This is a genomic window from Agrobacterium sp. Ap1 (genome assembly GCF_017313375.1).
Lineage (GTDB): Bacteria > Pseudomonadota > Alphaproteobacteria > Rhizobiales > Rhizobiaceae > Neorhizobium > Neorhizobium cellulosilyticum.
The window spans coordinates 24,643-44,246 of the sequence record NZ_JAFLMY010000010.1; the positions used below are offsets into that span (position 1 = coordinate 24,643).

At 58.5% G+C, this 19,604-nt stretch carries 21 protein-coding genes; 7 read left to right on the forward strand and 14 right to left on the reverse strand.

The window, feature by feature from the left end; translation table 11 throughout:
* Nucleotides 1-104: 104 nt before the first annotated feature.
* A complete protein-coding gene (locus JZX87_RS19050; protein ID WP_353654213.1) occupies nt 105-497 on the forward strand; it encodes an RES family NAD+ phosphorylase in 393 nt (130 codons plus the stop codon).
* A gap of 213 nt (nt 498-710) precedes the next feature.
* On the opposite strand, the gene JZX87_RS19055 is transcribed toward JZX87_RS19050, so the two are convergent.
* The 5 genes from JZX87_RS19055 to JZX87_RS19075 form a co-directional block, all read right to left on the reverse strand.
* Nucleotides 711-2,186 carry a hypothetical protein gene (locus JZX87_RS19055; protein ID WP_353654214.1) on the reverse strand — a complete coding sequence of 492 codons (1,476 nt, stop codon included), beginning with the start codon at nt 2,184-2,186 and terminating at the stop codon, nt 711-713.
* Nucleotides 2,129-3,199, reverse strand: a complete 1,071-nt coding sequence (locus JZX87_RS19060) for a class I SAM-dependent methyltransferase (protein WP_148144926.1) — start codon at nt 3,197-3,199, stop codon at nt 2,129-2,131. Before JZX87_RS19060 ends, JZX87_RS19055 begins: the two co-directional genes overlap by 58 nt.
* A 1,436-nt stretch (nt 3,200-4,635) precedes the next feature.
* The gene (locus JZX87_RS19065; protein WP_148144927.1) at nt 4,636-5,382 is read right to left on the reverse strand and encodes an SDR family oxidoreductase; all 747 of its coding nucleotides are present in this window, start codon (nt 5,380-5,382) and stop codon (nt 4,636-4,638) included.
* 54 nt (nt 5,383-5,436) lie between these two features.
* Nucleotides 5,437-5,871: a MarR family winged helix-turn-helix transcriptional regulator gene (locus JZX87_RS19070; protein ID WP_206827346.1), complete on the reverse strand. Its 435-nt coding sequence runs from the start codon at nt 5,869-5,871 to the stop codon at nt 5,437-5,439.
* Nucleotides 5,872-6,130: 259 nt separating this feature from the next.
* A complete protein-coding gene (locus JZX87_RS19075; protein WP_206827347.1) occupies nt 6,131-7,033 on the reverse strand; it encodes a LysR family transcriptional regulator in 903 nt (300 codons plus the stop codon).
* Nucleotides 7,034-7,180: 147 nt separating this feature from the next.
* On the opposite strand from JZX87_RS19075, the gene JZX87_RS19080 reads away from it, so the two are divergent.
* The 5 genes from JZX87_RS19080 (at nt 7,181) to JZX87_RS19100 (ending at nt 11,512) form a co-directional block, all read left to right on the forward strand.
* Complete coding sequence (locus JZX87_RS19080) at nt 7,181-7,879, forward strand: type 1 glutamine amidotransferase domain-containing protein (RefSeq protein WP_206827348.1); 699 nt, start codon at nt 7,181-7,183, stop codon at nt 7,877-7,879.
* 64 nt (nt 7,880-7,943) lie between these two features.
* On the forward strand, nt 7,944-8,384 hold the full coding sequence (locus tag JZX87_RS19085; RefSeq protein ID WP_206827350.1) for a GlcG/HbpS family heme-binding protein: 441 nt from the start codon (nt 7,944-7,946) through the stop codon (nt 8,382-8,384).
* Between the two features lie 190 nt (nt 8,385-8,574).
* Nucleotides 8,575-9,336: an alpha/beta fold hydrolase gene (locus JZX87_RS19090; protein WP_183687979.1), complete on the forward strand. Its 762-nt coding sequence runs from the start codon at nt 8,575-8,577 to the stop codon at nt 9,334-9,336.
* A 76-nt stretch (nt 9,337-9,412) separates the two neighbouring features.
* Complete coding sequence (locus tag JZX87_RS19095) at nt 9,413-10,693, forward strand: MFS transporter (protein ID WP_206827352.1); 1,281 nt, start codon at nt 9,413-9,415, stop codon at nt 10,691-10,693.
* An 87-nt stretch (nt 10,694-10,780) separates the two neighbouring features.
* Complete coding sequence (locus JZX87_RS19100; RefSeq protein WP_206827354.1) at nt 10,781-11,512, forward strand: SDR family oxidoreductase; 732 nt, start codon at nt 10,781-10,783, stop codon at nt 11,510-11,512.
* 271 nt (nt 11,513-11,783) lie between these two features.
* Here the strand turns inward: JZX87_RS19100 and JZX87_RS19105 are convergent, their stop codons facing one another.
* The gene (locus JZX87_RS19105; protein WP_206827356.1) at nt 11,784-12,197 is read right to left on the reverse strand and encodes a VOC family protein; all 414 of its coding nucleotides are present in this window, start codon (nt 12,195-12,197) and stop codon (nt 11,784-11,786) included.
* A gap of 92 nt (nt 12,198-12,289) precedes the next feature.
* On the opposite strand from JZX87_RS19105, the gene JZX87_RS19110 reads away from it, so the two are divergent.
* Nucleotides 12,290-13,156 carry a LysR family transcriptional regulator gene (locus JZX87_RS19110; RefSeq protein ID WP_206827357.1) on the forward strand — a complete coding sequence of 289 codons (867 nt, stop codon included), beginning with the start codon at nt 12,290-12,292 and terminating at the stop codon, nt 13,154-13,156.
* Between the two features lie 9 nt (nt 13,157-13,165).
* Here JZX87_RS19110 and JZX87_RS19115 read toward each other — a convergent pair whose 3' ends face one another.
* Genes JZX87_RS19115 through JZX87_RS19150 form a run of 8 tightly spaced genes read right to left on the reverse strand, consistent with a single transcriptional unit; the run spans nt 13,166 to nt 19,379 of the window.
* Entirely contained in the window at nt 13,166-13,948 is a 783-nt protein-coding gene (locus JZX87_RS19115; RefSeq protein ID WP_286194904.1) for an SDR family NAD(P)-dependent oxidoreductase, read from the reverse strand.
* Nucleotides 13,949-13,958: 10 nt separating this feature from the next.
* On the reverse strand, nt 13,959-14,714 hold the full coding sequence (locus JZX87_RS19120; RefSeq protein ID WP_183688259.1) for an amino acid ABC transporter ATP-binding protein: 756 nt from the start codon (nt 14,712-14,714) through the stop codon (nt 13,959-13,961).
* Complete coding sequence (locus tag JZX87_RS19125) at nt 14,711-15,706, reverse strand: NAD-dependent epimerase/dehydratase family protein (protein WP_206827359.1); 996 nt, start codon at nt 15,704-15,706, stop codon at nt 14,711-14,713. Before JZX87_RS19125 ends, JZX87_RS19120 begins: the two co-directional genes overlap by 4 nt.
* A gap of 4 nt (nt 15,707-15,710) precedes the next feature.
* Nucleotides 15,711-16,385, reverse strand: coding sequence for an amino acid ABC transporter permease (locus tag JZX87_RS19130; RefSeq protein WP_148144961.1), 675 nt, complete (start codon nt 16,383-16,385; stop codon nt 15,711-15,713).
* A 12-nt stretch (nt 16,386-16,397) separates the two neighbouring features.
* On the reverse strand, nt 16,398-17,063 hold the full coding sequence (locus tag JZX87_RS19135; RefSeq protein WP_148144962.1) for an amino acid ABC transporter permease: 666 nt from the start codon (nt 17,061-17,063) through the stop codon (nt 16,398-16,400).
* Between the two features lie 55 nt (nt 17,064-17,118).
* Nucleotides 17,119-17,961, reverse strand: coding sequence for a substrate-binding periplasmic protein (locus tag JZX87_RS19140; protein ID WP_286194906.1), 843 nt, complete (start codon nt 17,959-17,961; stop codon nt 17,119-17,121).
* A gap of 24 nt (nt 17,962-17,985) precedes the next feature.
* Entirely contained in the window at nt 17,986-18,900 is a 915-nt protein-coding gene (locus JZX87_RS19145; protein ID WP_206827360.1) for a polysaccharide deacetylase family protein, read from the reverse strand.
* Nucleotides 18,900-19,379 carry an ureidoglycolate lyase gene (locus JZX87_RS19150; protein ID WP_206827361.1) on the reverse strand — a complete coding sequence of 160 codons (480 nt, stop codon included), beginning with the start codon at nt 19,377-19,379 and terminating at the stop codon, nt 18,900-18,902. Before JZX87_RS19150 ends, JZX87_RS19145 begins: the two co-directional genes overlap by 1 nt.
* Between the last annotated feature and the right edge of the window lie 225 nt (nt 19,380-19,604).

Below are 19,604 nucleotides of genomic sequence, written 5' to 3' on the forward strand. Positions count from 1 at the left end.
GAGGCCGAAATGGGTCGCGCTAAAATATGAGCGCCTTATCTATAAGCTAACGCTCGCTCGCCGGTGACCACGGATGTACTGGCACTGGCTGAGGCGATCGAAAGGTGTGCCGGCCCTTTTATCCGTCGCTGACGATCATGACTGCGCTCAAAGAGGCCAATCAAGTCGGTTATCTGCAACCGACCACGCTGGTCTCCTATGATGCGGATCTCGAACATGTATTCGACTGTCGGGACCACACGGCCGGTCGGGCGCAAGGCATGGATGCGGCGGCACTCGCGGATCCGACCTTGCGTTACCAGATGAAGTCTGCTGGAGAGACAAGAAAGCAGACCTTCGGGCGTCGGCTTGCCGCTGACGGTTATTGCGGGCTGATCGTGAAGAGCTACGCACCCGCCGCAACCGCCGATGATCTCAATCTCGTCCTTTGGAACTGGAGCAACGCGTCGGCCAGTCGCCTGATCCTTATCGGCGACGAACACAGACTGTCGCTATAGCGGACGGAGGACACCATTTGTCTCGACAGGGAGTGCCGATCCCATCTACCAACCCCGCCGGAGGCGATTGCTTGGAGGCGTGATCATTCGACCTCTGCGGACTGCAGGCGGTTTCCGGGCGGCGGCGCCAGCAGTCGCCATATGGCTGGCGTTGAACGCCACGACCGCATTACCGCGGAAGTCATTTTTCAATTGCGCTGCAGCGAAAACCCGTCACGCCGCTGACCAGGACCACTCTGGAGAGCCGGCAGAGATGTCGCCGTTTGCCAGATGCTTGGCCATTTCCGCCCAGATTGCGTCCTTCGTAAAGCTCGTCAAATCGCCACTTGCTTCGGTCACTCGCATGTTTCGATATTTGTGCAATAGCGTTGAAATGCCACCGGCTGTATCGACCTCCAGAATGGGATCCGCAGCTGCGGGTAGAAAGACACGATGGCCCCACTGTCCTGGTCGCTCATCCTGCCTTAGCGCATCCAGTAGCTCATAGTCTCCGTACCGCGTCACACTTAAAGCGGTGAGGTAACGCATAAGCGGGAGGTAGACTGTTTGCCGGCATCCACCGAGCGCGCGAACACCAGGAAGTATCGAAAGCACGAGAAATGCCGTGAACAGGCTTGGAAGCAGTTTCCGATCGCGGAGCGCCGCAGCGATTGCAGAAGGTGTGAATTCGATGTCGGGATGGCAAGCACTGCCGCTGCGCAGATAGCCGGCGTACAGCCGTAAGGGCACGACGCTATCTCTCTCCACCAGCCAGAAATGATCTGTCGTCCTCTTGATCCATCCTCGCCAAGGACCAGCATTGAGCCGGTCGATATCTGCAGAAATCTTTTCAGCTTCACCTCCAGAAACGAAGCATTTCGCCATCCATGATCCGGTATCATCCAGGTGATCGGCGATGAGCTCGGCAACATCGAAATCGTCTAGCTGAAGCAGCTTCAGGGGTGTGCCCATCCGCTTCTGCCACAATATCTGGTTTGCGCATTTGATAGCTTCGGCTGCGGAGCCGAAGGAGAAAGAGGGAAGGTCGTCCAGCAGTTGCCGGGACGCCTGGGTCGGCGTTTTCTTACCTTCCGAGTTCGTCAGCGCGAAACGATATGGGCCGTTTGGGCAGCAGATGCTGCGTCCATCCATTCGACTACGGGGCAGGCCGAAGAGATTGAGCGGCTCTCCATCGATCCTAAGCCAGCCGGGCCCCTTCTTGGCCGATTCCTTGAATGACATCGTCGTGCCGAAATAGGTGATGTGCCATTCTCTACGATGAGCGGCCAAGCCGAGCAGGCTGAACAGATGCGTATAAAACGCATCCGGCTCGAAAAGCAGCAAGCAATGGGGCCCCGTCTGTATGACCGGAGATTGGAGCAACTCACGGCCAGCAGCTGCGGTTTCGTCTGTATCGTAGCCTGCTTTGAGCGCGGCCCGCTCGGTGACAGCACGCAGGAGCGTCACCGCATGGTTTCGCACGCAGCTCCTTGACTGCGGTCTATCCAATCGGTAGGCCGCCGCGGCATAGGCGGCGATCGGTTGGTTCCAGAAGGGCTCAATGGATGGCATCAGAGCCGTGAGCGCGAACCGGATTTCGGCAGCGCCACTATAGTGCATGATAGACGCAGACATGCTCGCCCCGCCAATGTTCAGTAAACGAATGGCCGGCGTGGTTCGAATGCGACCATTGGGCTTGGAGATCGCCAATTGAGCTCCGATGCGACCGCATCTGCATCGGTGTCAACCAGCACGATCGGCAGCGGATGATGGCAAAAGGCGGGAGGAATTGCAGGCTTGAGCATCAGCGAAACAAATTCGACGATGGTCGCTCGGGCGTTGGACGAGATGATGGTGTAGAAATTTCCGCTGTTCCAGGTGATTGCGGAGTAACGGAAAAACGAGGCAAGCGCCGCGCCCGTCGCCTGCATGTCGACCTGAAGATCGTGCATCGTATCAAGCACCTCGTCCTGCTTGTTAGCGATGCTGCTCGGGGTGAAGAAACGCGGTTTGAAGAGCTCGTCCTTCTGGCGCTCGCGATCGAGATAGATGTCGACATCATTGTGAGCCAGTTTCTCAATCTGGACCAACAATCCACCCGGTTTGATACGCGGGACAATGAAGTCGAGTTGCCTCAGACGGTCGCTATCATACATCTGGAACGTCGTGTCTTCGAGAAGCACGTCGAAACCGTCACGAAATGGGCGAAGCTCTGGATCCGTATCATAGCGATCTTCGGTGAGATCGAAGAAAGGTCCATGAAAAAAATGGGCGTGTTCGCTTCCACGGTTTGCAGAGAAAGCATCTCGGTTTGCAGAGGTTGGGCTGCAGCAAAGCGCCTCGATACGACCGTCTCCCAGGGTAGAAAGCGTGCGTGCGAGACAACCCGTGCCGGTTCCGAGCGTATAGAGTTTAGATGGGGCCCCGGATCGCGCCCATTTCCTCAAGGCCAGCGACAGAAGTGAAGATCCAATACGGCATTCCTCCTCGAGCCGGAAAGGTATGCTCGCAAAGTAATGACTGTCGAACGCACCCCATAGTCGCCGGTGGGTAGATGCGAAAACCGTGCAATCGAGGTCGAAGTCCAGCAAGCTGAGGTCCACATCCGGCTCTCTCCGATCAGGCGCGCCGCCTTTTCCGCTCGCTGTCCGTTCGAAAAAACCCGCAAGCGTTGTCAATCGGGGGGCGTTTCGCCATTTATCGATCACGTGTTTTTCAACCATGGCCGCATCCTTCCGTTTGCGCGGTTAGAGAACCTCCCTGGCTTGTTGACTTTGCCCGCACGCAGCGTGGCGTCTCCCTATGACAATTTGTGACCTCTGACGACAACTTCAGCAATCTATCGTTTTCGCCAGATTGACTAAGGTGCCAGAATATCGCGTGCGCGGACGATTGATCCAACCAGATAGAAGTCACGCATCATTCGTGGGGAAGGCTCTAAAGAGTAGGCGACTGCAGCCTGGGCGTGAGACGCCAGTACGATCTTCTGCGCATGTCCCGGATTCTTATCGTCTCGCTACGTCAACATATCTACTGGCCTTTGCTGCCGGCATGGAACAGGCGACGGCCTCTCCAGTCGCATGTGTCGCGCAGAAGAACGATATCGTCTCCGAAATGTCCCCGATCTTCTGAGTCCTCACCAAGTGATTTCTTGCATTTATCGCGCACGCAAGCGCACGTCCGGAAAGTCGGTCATAGACCTTCCTGGAAATCCGGTCTGCAATTGGATTTTATCAGCGGGGCAACCCTGTCATTTCACCCACCCGATCCCATGTTTGGAGACTGCCTGCGATTCGAAGATGGCTAAATCGCGATAGATCGGCCGCCGCGCGATCGGGCCTGCGCGCAGTGTAACGAGCAAGGCCGATCCAGGAAGATGAAGAGTATCGGAGAAATCAGCATAGCGACGTTCGCAGGACGTGATTTCGGGAATTCTCGCCGTGCAGGAGCGGGAAATAGGGCAGCCGCAGGAGCCTCAACATAGTGGCCAGAAGGGAGGCGGGATCGACTGCCCCCGATCCGGCACCCCGCATAACTGCCCCACCTCCCGTCGATGGCATCGTCACGCCGGAACCTGGTCCCGTCCTTGACCTAAGCGACTTCCAGCCCACGCCAACCAAGCGTCCCGACATGGACACTATGGCGCAGGCAGCGAAAAAAACTTCAAGAGCCGAGAGCCCAGGCCCGCGTCTGCTGCTCCGGCCGCGGCGCGCGACATCAGGCGCAGCCGCACTTTCGGATCTCCCCATTGCGAGACTTGGCCGGCAGTGTCCGTTTCACCCGATTGCTTGCGGCGTGACGTCAGGCCCAGTAGGCTCCCACGGAGGTTGCGTTTCGAAAGCGTGACGGGTCGTCGATGGTATGGCGGCTTCGCCACCGCTGCGACCTCAGGCGCGTGAAGCTCTGAGACGTCCACGGTTCTCGAATTGCATGAAGGCCGGTTTCGAGGTTCCAACGAAGTATGTGTAGGTAAGATACCTTCGTTCCCATGAAAATCGATTACGCATTACCGTGGTGTCTTTGCCAAAACCTCCGCCACTCGTCTCAACGCGTCGCTTCCATCAGGCCTGCCGACCATGACAGGTATCGACGCTATCCCGCCTGGAGACACTGAGATGCGGAACCGATTGGCTCGCATCCCATATCCCCTGATTCCGTATCACCAACTCATTTGCAAAAGTTCGCCTGATGGAGCGCAAGCGAAGAACCCCGCTGTCGGTCCATATGCGTGGGTCGTTGCTAGCGCAAATGCTGGGCGAGCGCCTTCCTCGGGTGAGTGCCCGGCTTTGTTGCCTGTCATATCGGTCGATGTGAGGCCGGGGTCTACTGCGTTGACTTTTATCCCTTCCCGATCCAGCTCCTTCGCGAGCTTGACGGTCAACATGTTCAGCGCAGTCTTAGAGGCGCAGTATCCGGCATAGCCGACCGTCCATGTTTCGCTGCGCATGTCCAAGGCGTCCGTCAATGAACTCAGGCCGCTGCTCATCATTACGATCCGGGCCGCCTTCGAATTGCGCAGCATCGGCAAGAAAGCTTGAGTGACGCGCATGACGCCGAATACATTGGTGTTGAACATCCGCTGCATCTCGTCAAGTGACTCTTCGGCAAGCGAGGGCGGCGGACCAAACATGAGCCCGGCATTGTTGACCAAAACATCCAGATGCCCCACTTTGCTTTCGATGGTTTTGGCAGCGTTGGAAACGCTTGTATTGTCTGTGACATCAAGTTGCACAGCATGAGCGTCTATTCCGCTATCTCGCAGGTCGCTAGCTGCCGTCTCACCTCGTGAAATGTCTCGGCATCCCAGCCAGACCGTGTGTCCGGCTGTGCCAAGCTGCCGCGCGATGGCGAGGCCAATACCCTTGTTTGCTCCTGTGATGAGTGCAGTGGGCGATGTGTTGGTCATGATGACGTCCCTGATCGTTTCGATCTCGGAGAGATACTACGAAGTTCGTAATATTCAAACGCCGTATTTTTCGATTTGCTGGGTAAGCCGCAAGAATTCGGTTTGATCAACGGGATCGAGAGCCTGAAGCATTGCTTTGCAAGAGGCTCGATATCCATCGAGATAGCCTGCAACCGCTTGCTGTCCATTGATTGTGATGGTCAGAGCCACCGACCTACGGTTCGCCTCTGGCCGTTGTCGGTCAATCATACCCCGACGTACCAGTCGGTCGGCTGAAGACGACATTGTCGTCAGAGCGACTTGAAGGTGCCGGGCAACATCCCCCAAATTACACTCGGGATGTTCATCAATGAATAGAAGCGCCTGAATGTCGAGTGCGTTGAGCGAGTTTTGCATGACTGCCGCTGCCTCCGCGACCTTGAAACGACGGGTAAATCGCTCAAAGGCAGTAGCGAGTTTTTCGATTTGATCGGGCGTAGGTTCTGTCATTCCCGGTATTAAACATTTCTGCTCGGAGGACGTAAGACGTATACCCCAGAAATAGGTATTCCTTGAATTTATGCGATGAACGCTTGGGGCGCAAAGCTGCCGAAACCGCCGACCTAAGCCGGCCATTCCGAAGAGGAACGTAGTTTCCTAATTTGGAAAATTTCAGACAGACAAAACCATCGAACTGAGGGTCCGCGGTTCGATCCTCGTCAAGGCGAATGCTATCGCGCGGACGAGCGAAATGGGGGGACGGCTTCTGTTACGCTACCAAGTCTTTCGCAAGTTCGCTCACGACACCCCTAAGCCAACGATGAGCGGGATCGTGACGATATCGCACATGCCAGGCCATCTCGACCGGGAATGTTCCAAGATCGACAGGCGCTTCCAAGACCTTAAGCCGCGGGTCGCGCTCTAGGCTGCGGCAGATCAGGCGCGGCAACGTTGCGCAATAATCGGTCACCGCGACCATCTCGGGAACTGACAGGAAATGGGTGACGGAGACAGCAACCTCGCGCTTGAGATTCTGCTGCCCCAACGCCTGGAATACGCCCGCACGAATGCGACCCGGCGGCAACACGTTGACATGCTTCAGGCTCTCGTAGAGATCTCGCGTCAGGCTGGCACCGACATCCGGATGGTCGCGACGTACGATGCAAGCCAGTCCGTCGTCCATGAGATGCTGGAGGACGAGGTTGTCCGGTGGGTCGATAACCCTTCCTAGCACCATGGCCGTCGTCCCCGAAATCACTCCGGTATCGACGAGATCGTTGCCGAAAGGCGTCATGCGAAGTTTGATCCCCGGAGCTTGCTCTCGCAGCCTTGCCACCAGCGCTGGCATCAACACCAGTTCGACGTAGCTGTTTGGCGCGATCAGAAACAGCCGTTCCGCGCTTGCCGGATCGAAATCTTGCTGGTGGACGACGAGATCATCAAGCTGCGCCAAAGCCGCCTCGATCGTCGGCGCAATTTCCTCGGCAAGCTGTGTCGGCCTGATGCCGTAGCGTTCGCGGATGAACAGCGGATCTTTCAGCATGTCGCGGAGCCGATTGAGCGAATTCGACAGCGCAGGCTGCGTGATGCCAAGACGGCTGGCAGCGCGGGTGACGCTCCGCTCCTCCATGAGAGCCAGGAAGACGGGCAGAAGGTTCAGATCGTATTTCATTCAGATGTAATGGCACGTGAATATCTAAAATCCAATAAGTAAATTTCTCAAATATCTCTGCGGATGACATGATCACTTCATCGAAAGGCCAGCAGCGCTGATCGACAATCCAGGCCGGTCCGGCCGCGACAAACAAAGGATAAGACGATGAAAGTTCTCATGGTACTGACTTCGCACGATACGCTCGGCGACACCGGCCGCAAGACCGGGTTCTGGCTTGAGGAGCTGGCAGCTCCCTATTACGTTTTCAAGGACGCCGGCGCCGAGATCACGCTTGCGTCGCCCAAGGGCGGCCAGCCGCCGCTCGACCCGAAGAGCGACGAACCGATGTTCCAGACCGAGCTCACTGCTCGTTTCAAGGCAGACGCCGACGCTAACGCTCAGCTCGCCCAGACAGTACGCCTCGACAGCGTCGATCAGAAGGACTTTGACACTGTCTTCTATCCCGGCGGTCATGGCCCGATGTGGGATCTCGCTGAAGACAAGAATTCCATCGCGCTCATCGAATCCTTCATCGCCGCCGGCAAGACCATTGCGCTTGTCTGCCATGCTCCGGGCGTGCTGCGCCATGTCAAGAACGCCGACGGCTCGCCGTTTGCTCAGGGTCGCTACCTCACAGGCTTCACCAACACCGAAGAAGAAGGTGTTGGCCTGACCAAGGTTGTCCCTTTCTTGGTCGAGGATGTGCTCATCGCCCAGGGAGCCGTGTTCTCCAAGGTAAAAGACTGGGGCGTCCACACGGTCGTCGATGGCCAACTCATCACCGGCCAGAACCCGGGATCTTCCGGTGAGGCCGCTGAAGCTCTGCTCACCGCCCTGCGCCAGACGCGTGCCCGGGTAGCCTGATCGTTCAGCATTGTGGACGGCCGCCAGCAGACGGCGGTCGGCCACCCGAAAATCGGATACCGAAATGATCAGCTTCATACCAACGCTCTCGGCTGCACAGGCCCGGGAGATGATCGAGACATCAAAGTCCAAGGCGACCGCCTTGAATGTCCCATGCTCGATCGCAGTCATTGGCCGGGACGGCCACTTGCTTTCCTTCGAGCGCCAGGATGGAGCCATGGCGGGATCCGTTGAACTGGCGATCAACAAAGCGTTCACCGCTCAGATCTTCAACAACGCGACTGACAGGCTGAGCGTGTTGGCTCAACCGGGTGCTGAGCTCTTCGGAATTCAGCATTCCCACAATGGTCGCGTGGTCGTGTTCGGAGGAGGCATTCCTATCCAATTCCAGGGGCAGGCGATCGGCGCGATCGGCGTTAGCGGCGGCACTGTCGCAGAAGATGTGGCCATCGCGGAGGCTGGCGCTGGAATTCTGGCCGAGCTTCTCGTCCCCGGTCGCGCCTAGGCCGACCAATGGGCTGAAGCCAAATAGAATTCGGCCCCGATAATCCAAACCTGTCGCGAACGCCCATGTCCGCGGCTTGACCCTTCATCACGCATCGTAGCGCCCGATTTCAACCGAAGTTGTTTCGGGATCGGACAACTGCGCGCTCAATTTCCCCTCCGATCACCATGATTTCAAAAGGATACGCGAAATGAAACTCCTGAACTCCCTCATCTCGGCCGTGGCCGTCTTCGCAATTACAGCAAGTGTCGCCCTTCCCGCGGCTGCGGCAGACTTCAAGGCCAAGACCGTTGTCCTCGTTCACGGCGCATTTGCCGATGGTTCGTCTTGGAACAAGGTCATCCCGCTTCTGAAAAAGGCCGGATTGAAGGTCGTGGCTGTCCAGAACCCGTTGGACACCTTGGAAAACGACGTCGCTTTCACCGACCGGGCCATTGCCGATGCTGAAGGCCCGGTTGTGTTGGTCGGTCACTCCTACGGTGGCGCCGTCATCACGCAGGCAGGCATCAACCCGAAGGTTCATTCACTGGTGTATGTCGCGGCTTACGCGCCTGAAGTCGGCCAGTCGGTCCTCGATACGCAGAAGCCATATCCGGATGCGCCCGGCAGACCGTTCATCGTGAAGGACGATGCAGGCTATCTGAAATTCACCGACGAAGGCGTGTTCCATTATTTCGCGGCCGACCTGCCGCGCCCTGAACAGGAACTGATCGCGGCGACCCAGGGTGCGTTCGGCGTCAAGGCAATCTCGACCCCGGTGACCCAGGCGGCCTGGCATACGGTTCGTTCCTTCGAGGTCGTGTCGACCGAGGACAAGATCATCCAGCCGCAGCTGCAGCGAGATCAGGTCAAGCGCCTCAAGGCGACTGCCGTCGAGGTGGCTGCCAGCCATGTCGTCATGCTGTCGCACCCGGACGTGGTGGCGAAGCTGATCCTCGAGGCTGCGAAGTAACTCCAATGTCATGGTGGGTCGTTTTCGTCTCGGCCCGCCATGCCCATCAATCTGCTTCTCGCCTTGGAGATCCCCGATGACGCATATTCTTTCCACCCGCCCGTTAGCCCACTATCGTCTTCGAGTTATCGAGATCGATGCTGCTACGGCAGAGGTTCCGGCACCACTCGCCCGCCCGGCGCTTTCGTTCGCCGCCACCGTCGCTGCGATTGTGCTGGTCGCCATCGATCTTCGTCCGGGGATCGTTTCGATCGGACCCTTGCTGCCACATATTCGTCAAGAGTTTGGGATGTCCAACGCTGAGGCATCCCTGCTGACAGCCATTCCTGCAATGCTGATGGGTTTGCTGGCGTTTCCCACTCCTTGGCTGGCCCACCGATTTGGCCGCGACAGGGTTATTCTGACCGCGCTGATTGTCCTCATGCTGACGACAATCCTGCGCGCCCTCTCCGGCTCCGTCGTTATGCTTCTGGCTTCCACTGTAGGAGTAGGAGCGGGGATTGCGATCGCAGGTGCATTAATCCCAGGCTTCGCAAAGAAGAGTTTTCCGAAGCAGGCAGCGGTTCTAATGGGGATCTACGCATCTTCACTGGGCCTCGGTAGCACGCTTGCGGCCGGCCTGACCGAGCCGCTTGCAAATCTGGGCGGAGGCTGGAGGTTCGCTGACGGTATCCTTGCAATTCCCTCCCTCACGGCCATAGCCGCTTGGATTGTTGTCTCCACTGCTGAAGGTAGAACACGGGCGCTCGTCAAAGAAACCTCACCATCGGCGCGACGCGGCCTGCCCACCGCCAATCCTGTTGCGTGGCTGATCGCCCTCTACTTTGCTGCCAACAATATCCTGTTTTTCGGGTACGTCTCATGGACAGCACCGATATTCAGAGAACTCGGCATGAGTGCCACTGCGGCAGGGCTCCTGCTGGCAGGTTTCACTGCTGCGTTCATGGTGGCGAATCCATTGGCTGGAGTGATCAGCCGCGATGAAGACCGTCGCATCGTGATCGCCCTGTTTGCGGCACTGGCGCTTGCGGGGGCGGCTGCCGTCGCGATTTCGCCGACGCTGCTGCCTTTCCTTTTTATCCCGATGATTGCGTTCGGTATCGGCGGATCCTTCACGCTCGCGATGATCCTGCCCCTCGACAATGCAGCCGATGCACAGGACGCCAACACATGGACGGCGTTCGTGATGGGGATTGGCTATTCTGCCGGGGCACTTGGCCCCCTGCTCCTGGGGATCCTTCGTGACAGCACCGGCGACTTCAGGCTCCCTCTCTGGATCCTCTCTGTTGTGGCGCTCTTGATGTTTGCTCTCTCACCTTTCCTGCAGCCGCATCACCACCGTCGCGTGCAAGCATAATATTTTCATCCAAGTTGCTGGCCTGGGCCCGCATCAAACGGCTGCCTCGCGGCTGGCCATAACCCCACCAAACTCAAGGAAAAGATCATGATCAAAGACAAAGTCGTTCTCATTACCGGCGCCAGCACAGGCATCGGAGCGGAGGTCGCCAGAACTCTGGCGGCAAGGGGCGCAAAGGTAGCGATTGCCGCAAGGCGCCAAGACAAGCTCGATGCAGTCCGAGCCGAAATCGCAGCGCAGGGCGGGGACATCCGGGTGTACGTGATGGATGTAACCGACAAGCATCAGGTCAAGGCTGTCGTCGAGACCGTGGTTCAAGACTTCGGCCGCCTCGATGTCATCATCAACAATGCGGGCATTATGCCGATCCGGCCGATGTCCGAAGTCAACACGGACGAGTGGGACGCGATGATCGACGTGAACATCAAAGGCACCCTCTATGGGATCGCCGCTGCCTTGCCCTTGTTCCTCGCGCAGCAGAGCGGTCATATCATCAACCTGAGCTCCGTCGCGGGCATCAAAGTCTTTGCGCCGGGCGGTACCGTCTATTCCGGCACGAAGTTCGCGGTCAGCGCGATCGCGGAGGGGCTGCGCATGGAGGTCGGAAGTGCCGTACGCGTCACGTCGATCGAACCGGGCGCCGTTGAGAGCGATCTGAAGCTAGGAACGACCGGCACCGCGCGCGACACGGTGCACGGTTTCTACGAACAGGCCATCCCGGCATCGTCCGTGGCACGTGCGATTGCCTTTGCAATCGAGCAGCCTAACGATGTCGATATCAATGCGATTGTGATCCGTCCCACAGTGCAGGAATTCTAGTCAACTTGGGTTAGGGCGAGATCGATTCTCGCCCGAGCCTAGTGTTGAATCTCGAAAGCTGACGGCAGCGTCACACATATTCGGCGACACGGAAGCACAAAGATGAAACACTGTAAGGTGTCACAACTGTCATCCCCCATACGGTTGTAATAGGGGGCGACTGTTCGTGTCCCTTCAAGAGCACAGTACCTTGTACACTTGGGAATTAAGGTTGCTGCGACGAGATCCTAACGTAGCACTCGGATCTCGTCGATGCGATGCAAACGTTGCATTACTGCGCGAAAACGCTGCCAAAATCCTTGAAGCCTTTGACCTCGATGGGGTTTCCGCTCGGATCGAAGAAGAACATGGTGCGCTGTTCACCGGGCTCGCCTTCGAAGCGGACGACCGGCGGAATGTCGAAAGCGATGCCGCCACTCTGGAGGCGTTCGGCAAGTGTGAACCACTCGTCGAGTGGCAGGATGACACCGAGATGGGGCATCATCACCATGTGGTCGCCAACCTTGCCGGTGCGCGTCGTCTCGAACGGCTTGCCGAGATGAAGCGAAATCTGATGGCCGTAGAAGTCGAAATCGACCCAGGTATCGGTGCTGCGGCCTTCGGTGCAGCCCAGCACGTCGCCGTAGAAGCGGCGACAGTCATCGAGGTTCTTGACGTGATAGGCGAGGTGAAAAAGCGAGCGCATAGGGTGTCCCTTCAAGATTAACGTCCAAGCTCTAGCCTGCTTTCAGAAAAACATTTAATGCCTTTTTCTCTCTCCGAGCGTAAGGAAATGTTTTGGATATTCGGTTTATCGAGAGCCTGCTTGCCGTGATCGAAACCGGTTCGATCGCTGCGGCTGCGCGACGCCAGAACCTGACACCGGCTGCGGTCAGCCAAAGGGTGCAGACGCTTGAAACGTTACTCGGCAGTGCGTTGCTTGCCCGCGGTGCACATTCGGCAAGGCCGACCGAGACCTGTCTGGCGCTGATGCCGCGAATGCGCCATCTGATCGCCGAAGCGAAGGTGCTTATCGCCGAAGCGGCGGGTGGTGAATTGAGTGGCGAACTTGCCATCGGCGCGATCTCGACGGCCCTGACGGGGATGATGCCGACGGTGCTCAAAAAGTTTGCGGGCACGGCGCCGGATCTGCGGCTGAAGATCAGTCCCGGTACGTCGGACATGCTTTACGAAGCGGTGCTGTCCAGTGAACTTGACGCCGCGATTTTGGTGAAGCCGCCATTCGCGATCCCGAAGTCGTTGCGCATACATGCGTTGCGCCGGGAACGCCTCATGCTTCTGTCCAAACATGCCGTCGATCCGAACGCAATAGGAATGACACTCATGGGCGAGCCCTATCTCCGTTACGATCCCGGTTCATGGGGAGGCCGGATGGCGGCTCTGTTCATCGAAGAACGCAATCTTCAGCCGGACATCTTCTGCGACCTCGACGGACTGGAGGCAATCGCCATTCTTGTAGCAAACGGTATCGGCAACTCCCTGGTGCCGGCATGGGCCGGCTTCCAGCCGCAGGGGCTTTTCGTCACCGAAGTCGATGACGATGGGCGCTACGACCGCGAGATCGTCCTCCTTCGGTCGTCGCAGCCGCGGCGGCCGAAAGCGCTTGATATTTTTCACAGGACGCTGGTCGAAACGATAGATTGACCAGTTTGGTCAGCGCGCCATCCAGCCGCCGTCGACCATGAGATTGTGGCCGGTCAGATAGGTCGCCTCATCGCTGGCGAGAAACAGTGCGGCGCGGGCGACGTCGATCGGCTTGCCGAGGCGGGGCAGCGGCGTGCGGCTTTCGGAATAGGCTAGCATATCGGGATCGACGGCGCGGCCACCCTTGCCGGTGAGGATCTTGCCGGGTGCAACTGCATTGCAGATGATGCTTTCATGGCCGTAGTCGGAGGCCACCTGCTTGGTCATGTAGACCATGCCCGCCTTGCTGACACCGTAGGCGAAATCGCCGGGTGCGGCGATCATGCCGTGCTGCGAGGTGATGTTGACGATACGGCCCCGCGCCTCGCCGATGATCTCCTGGGTCACCATCTGGCGTACGGCGGCGCGAAGGCAGAGATAGGCGCCCTTGAGGTTCACATCGGTGACGCGTTCCCACTCCGCCTCGTCGGTATCGACGAGCGAGGAGCCGCCGCGAATGACGGCATTGTTGACGAGGATATCGACGCGGCCATAACGACCGGCGACATCGTCGAACAGGGATTGGACGTCCGAGCCCTTGGAAATGTCCGTTTTGACGAAGATCGCCTTGTCGGTGACTTTGTTCAGCTCTTCCAGCACCGGTGTGCCGCCTTGGACGACGTCGGTCGTTACATCGGCTGCGATGACAGTTGCGCCTTCCTGTGCAAACAGGAGTGATATCGCACGCCCGATGCCCGAGGATGCGCCCGTGACGATCGCGGTTTTGCCGGTCAATCTCCCAGTCAATCTCATTGTCATGATCCTAGTGCCTGATGACCTGCTGCAGGAAGGTCTTCGTCCGCTCGTGCTGCGGAGAGGAGAAAAATTGTTCCGGCGTGTTGCGCTCGACGATCGTACCGCGATCCATGAAGATGACCTGGCCGGCGACCGATCGGGCAAAGCCCATTTCGTGTGTGACGCAAACCATGGTCATGCCTTCGCGAGCAAGCTCCACCATCACGTCAAGCACTTCCTTGATCATTTCCGGGTCAAGCGCCGAGGTCGGCTCGTCGAACAGCATGATCTGCGGCTCCATGCAGAGCGCTCGGGCGATGGCGACGCGCTGCTGCTGGCCGCCGGAAATCTGGGACGGCATCTTGTGTGCATGATCGGCGATGCGAACGCGCTCCAGGTAATGGCGAGCAAGCGCTTCCGCCTCGGAGCGCGTCTTGCCGCGGTTCTTCATCGGCGCGATCATCAGGTTCTGCAGGACCGTCAGATGCGGGAAGAGGTTGAAGTGCTGGAACACCATGCCGACTTCTTGGCGCACCTTGTCCAGATTGCGGGCGCTTGCGCCGATCGAAATCCCATCGACGGTGATCGAGCCGGTGTCAAAGGTCTCAAGCCCGTTGATGCAGCGGATGAGCGTCGACTTTCCGGAACCGGACGGACCGCAGATGACGATACGTTCGCCGCGCGCGACATCGAGATCGATGCCGTCCAGCGCCTTGAAGTTCGAATAGGATTTGGTGACGGCGCGCATCTCGATCACGGTGCGGCCGAGGTTGACGGTATTCATGCGCTGATCCTCTTCGGAAGCGGGTCAAAACGGGTAAGCCATTCGGCATGGTCGATGGCGGCGGTCTCGCCGCGATAATGGATGTGATAACCGGTGTCGGACGAGAGCCGCTCGATAGAGAGCGGCGCGCGATCCTGAGCCATCGTCACGGTGACGCTGGCCGCTTCGTGCGCGGCAGCAAGTGCCGCGCCATTCCCGCAGACGAGCGTCGAGAAGGCGTTTGCCCAATCGAGGACCGTTTCGCACGCACCTGCACCGATATTGTAGGTGGTGTGCTTCAAGCCATTGCCGGTGAGAAGTCCGGCGAGACCGGCCGCTGCGTCGCGGCTGTAGAGCCAGTCGCCAGCCAGCGGGCGAGCCAGCGTCGCGACAGAACCCTTGCGCCATTGCGACAGGATCTGCGCATGCGGGCTCAGCAGCGGACGAACGCCGGTGTGATATTCCCACGGGCCGAAAAGCGGGCCTATGCGCGCGATCCTCAGGTCGAAGCCGTAAAGCGATGCAAGGCGCAGCGCCGTGTCTTCCGCTGCGACCTTGGTGATGCCGTATAGGCTTGCCGGATTGGGGGAAAAGCTGCCCTCGGCTATCGGGCCGTCCTCGACATCAACATGACCATAGACGGCAACGCTGCTCGTCGCGACGATACGGGTCAGCTCCGGTGCGTGACGCAGCATCTTCAGGAGCGTCGCGGTGCCGCCGACATTGACGGTTATGATCCGCGTCGCCATTTCCCGCTCGGCTTCCAGGTTGGGCGTCATGGCGGCCAGATGCAGGACCGCCTGCGGCCTTGACTTTGCAATCGCCGCTCCGACATCCGCTTCGCAGCAGATATCGCCCAGTATGACGGCTACGCCGGCAAGTTCTTCCGCGTGCACGAAGGCATCCGGCATTCCGGCCGTGGCGAAGAGCGTCACGTCATGGCCGGCCTTGAGAAGTGCTTCAGCCGTTGCAAGACCGACAAAGCCGGTGCCGCCTGTAATCAGAATGCGCACGCGGTCACGCCTTTCCGATGATGGCTTTGCGCTCCAAGCGCGAAACCCAATGGGAGAAGGGCCAGAGCATGATGAAGAAGATGACGGCGGCTGCGGTCAACGGCGTCGGATTGTAGGTCTGTTCCTGGGCAACGCGTGCTGAACGCAGCAGTTCCGGAAGGGCGACAAGCGAAGCGATCGACGTTGTCTTGACCAGTTCGAGCGAGTTGCTGGCGAGGGGCGCTACGACTTTGCGGACCGCCTGCGGCAGGATGATGTAGATCATGCCGCGGAACTTATGAAAGCCCAGTGCCGCCGCCGCTTCATGCTGACCCTTTGGGATCGACTCCAGGCCGGCGCGAAAGATTTCGCTGAAATAGCCGGTGTTGTTGATGACAAGCGCGACGACCACGGCGGTGAAGCTGCCGAGCGTTAGGCCGAAAAACGGCAGGCTATAATAGATCAGCACCAGAAGCACGAGGACCGGGAAAGCGCGCAGCAGGTCGATTAAGATAACCATCAGCTTGCGAACCCGCGCACCGGCGAAACTGTAGGTGACGGCGACGGTCAGGCCGGAGAGCAGCGACAGGGGCAGAGCGACGATCGCCAACAGCAATGTAAGCTGCAGGCCCTGCAGCAGCAGCGGATAGACGAGTTTCAGGGAGTCGATATTGGCAAAATTGAGTAGAAGAAGTTCCATGTCCGTTTCTCCTCAATGCGAAAATCGACGTTCCACATAGCGGCTGAAGGCCACCAGCGGGATGAAGAACAGAAGATAGAAAAAGGCGGCGAGCGTCAGCGGCGAGGGATTGGCCTTGATTGACATGATGCTCTGGGCGCTGCCGAGGGTTTCCTGCATCGAGACGGCGACGCCGAGTGCGGTGCCCTTGGTAATCGCTATCGACCGGTTGGTCACGAGCGGCAGCGCAAGCCGGACGGCCTGCGGCAGGATGATGAAAGCAAGTGTGCGCCAGGGCTTGAAGGCGAGCGCTGTCGCGGCCTCCCACTGTCCTTTCGGTACGGCAACGATCGACGCCCAGAATATTTCCGCAGCGAAGGCTGACAGCACGGCGGAAAGGCCGAAGACTGTTGCCAGGAAGGGAGACAGCGTGATGCCGAGATAGGGCAGGCCGAAATAGACGAATATGAGCACGACCAGCTGCGGCAGGGTCCGGAAGATCTCGATAAAGGTGGTGATCACCCCATCGATCACACGGTTGCGCAAACAGCGAAGCACTGCAAGTGCAAGCCCGGTCAGAAGACCGATGACGATGACGGCCAGCGACGCCTGGACCGTGACCCAGAAACCCGCCAGCACTTCGGGAAACGCCTCTTTGAGGATTTCCCAATTGAGATAGTTGTCGATAATTTTCTGCATCGCGCGCTCCCGAAAGAGGCCGCCGATCATTGATCAGCGGCTTCGGTTTCCGGACTTATTTGCAGGCAAGTTCATGCGGCGTGGCGTCGTAGCCGGTGAAGCCCGGAGCGCCATAGCCAGGATAGACCGTGCTGAGCGGGCTGTCGTGAGCCGGCTTCTCGTTGTACCACTTTTCGTAAAGGGCAACGAGCACGCCTTCCTGCTTCAGGCATTCGATCGCGTCTTCTACCTGATTGCGCAGCGCCACGTCTTCATTGCGGAAAGCATAGCCGAACTTGCGGCCGTCGAAATCCTTGAAGGCGACTTCGATCATCGGGTTCTTGCTCGCGGCATAGACCGTGGTCGGGATTTCGTTGAGTGCGCTGAAGGCGCGGCGCGTCAGAACGGCCTGGACGGAATCCGGGAATGTATCGTAACGCTGGACTTCAAAGCCGTATTTTTCGGCGTTGGCGGTCGCCCAGGTGTCCGACAGCGTGCCGCGGTTAACGGCGATCGCCTTGCCCTTCAGATCTTCGAAGCCGGCAATCTTGTTGCCCTTGGCGACGATAAAACCGTTGCCGGTTGCGAAGATCGGCTCGGCGAAGAGCATCTTCTCGCTGCGGTCCTTGGTGATGTTGAGCGGGTTGACGGTAATGTCGATGCGGCTGGCGAAGAGTGCCGCAAACAGACCCGAGAAGTTGACGTCGGTGATCTCGACCTTCGGGCGGCCGATCTTTTCACCAATGGCGTTGATCAGGTCGACGCCGAAGCCTTCGGGGCCGTTCGCGCCGCGCACCATCCACGGGGCAACGCCGAAGTCGGAACCGACGACAAGTGGTTTCGCATCCTGGGCGGTGGCGGCCGATGCCATTGTCAGTGCCATGAGGCCGGCGATGGTAGAGAGAAGCATTTTCTTCATTTTTTAAGTTCCCCTTTTGTCGAACTATGCTTGCGGTTGATGGTGGCGATGCCAGTGGCGGGCGATATCGGAGCGGGTAGTGACCCACACGTCATCGCCGTGACGGGCAACGTATTCGAGAAACAGCTTGAGGCCCGAGGCGCGACCGGGATGACCGGCAATGCGCAGGTGCAGGCCGATAGACATCATCTTCGGTGCGGTTGTACCTTCTGCGATCAGCATGTCGAAGCTTTCGCGCAGCATGCGGAAGAAAGCCTCGCCGCTATCGACTGCGCCGCGCAGGAATTTTGCGTCGTTATTAGTCAGGCTGTAAGGGACGACGAGGTGGCTCTTGCTGTTAACGTCGAGCCAATAGGGCAGCTCATCATTGTAGGCGTCGCTGTCATAAAGAAAACTGCCGTTTTCGCTAAGCAGTAAACGGGTGTTGGTGCTCGGTCCGTAGCGGCAATACCAGCCATCGGGTGCACGCCCCGTCGTCTGCTTGATCGACGCGACGGTGCGGGCTATGCGCTCGCGCTCCTCGTCGCGCGTCAATGCGCGGTGATGTTCCCAACGCCAGCCATGGGCACAGATATCGAAGAGTTCGCTGTCGCGCACATGGGCGGCAATTTTCGGGTTGCGCTCCAGTGCAAGGCCACACGCCATGATCGTCGCCGGCATCTCGCGCTCTTCGAACAGGCGGGCAATGCGCCAGTAACCGACGCGACTGCCATATTCGAACATCGATTCCGCCGCCAGATCACGGCCGGGAAAGCTGCCGGAAGCGCCTTCCGTCAGCGCGGATTCGGTGGCCGGGTCACCATCCTCGATCGAAGGCTCTGAGCCTTCCTCGACATTGATGACGAAATTTAGTGCCAGCTTCGCGCCGCCCGGCCATTTAGGATCGGGCGGCGTCGGGCCATAGCCCTCGAAATTGCGCTGCGGGTGCTTTGCCTGCATCAGACGAGTTCCTTGAAATCGACGTGGAAGGGCTTTTCCAGGGGCAGAAAGATATCCGTATCGGCGGCCGAGCGCTCCATCGCCATCGTCACCACGAATTCCGCAGGAAGATCGAGGACCGACATGCCGGCGTGCCAGACATTGCGACGATAAAGGATGCCCTGACCGGGTTCCGAAACGAAGGCGCGAAGATCCGACAGGTCCGGCCCACCATCTGCAAGCGTGGGGCAGACGACGATCAGCATGCGCTGGCCTGACAGCGGGAAGAAAGCCTGATCGGAATAGGGATGCCGCTCCATCTGTGAAATTTCAAAAGGAAACGAGATTGCTTCAGCGATCTTTGTCACCCAGAATGCTTGACCTAGGTCTTTCTGGCCTTTGAGCGGGAAGTAGTGGCGGCGATCACTGCCCCGATGGGCGATCACTTCACCGAACTCCGAAAAGGCTTCCGCGGAAAGTGGGCGGGCATGCAACTTCACAAGGGAACTCCGTCTGACGATGCGCTTTACCAGGCCTGAATACCTGTGGTATCCCAAGCGGATACACGTGGGATTTTTATCGGGAAAAAGTCCGATGTAAAGAGTTTCATTGCGTTGCAGCATAATTTGTTGCGAAAGGGTGCGGTGCCGGTCAATCGGCTGGAGTTCGGCGGGCGCCTGCAGTAACGAGGATAGTTGTGGAGTGCTTGACCGCACACGCTACCA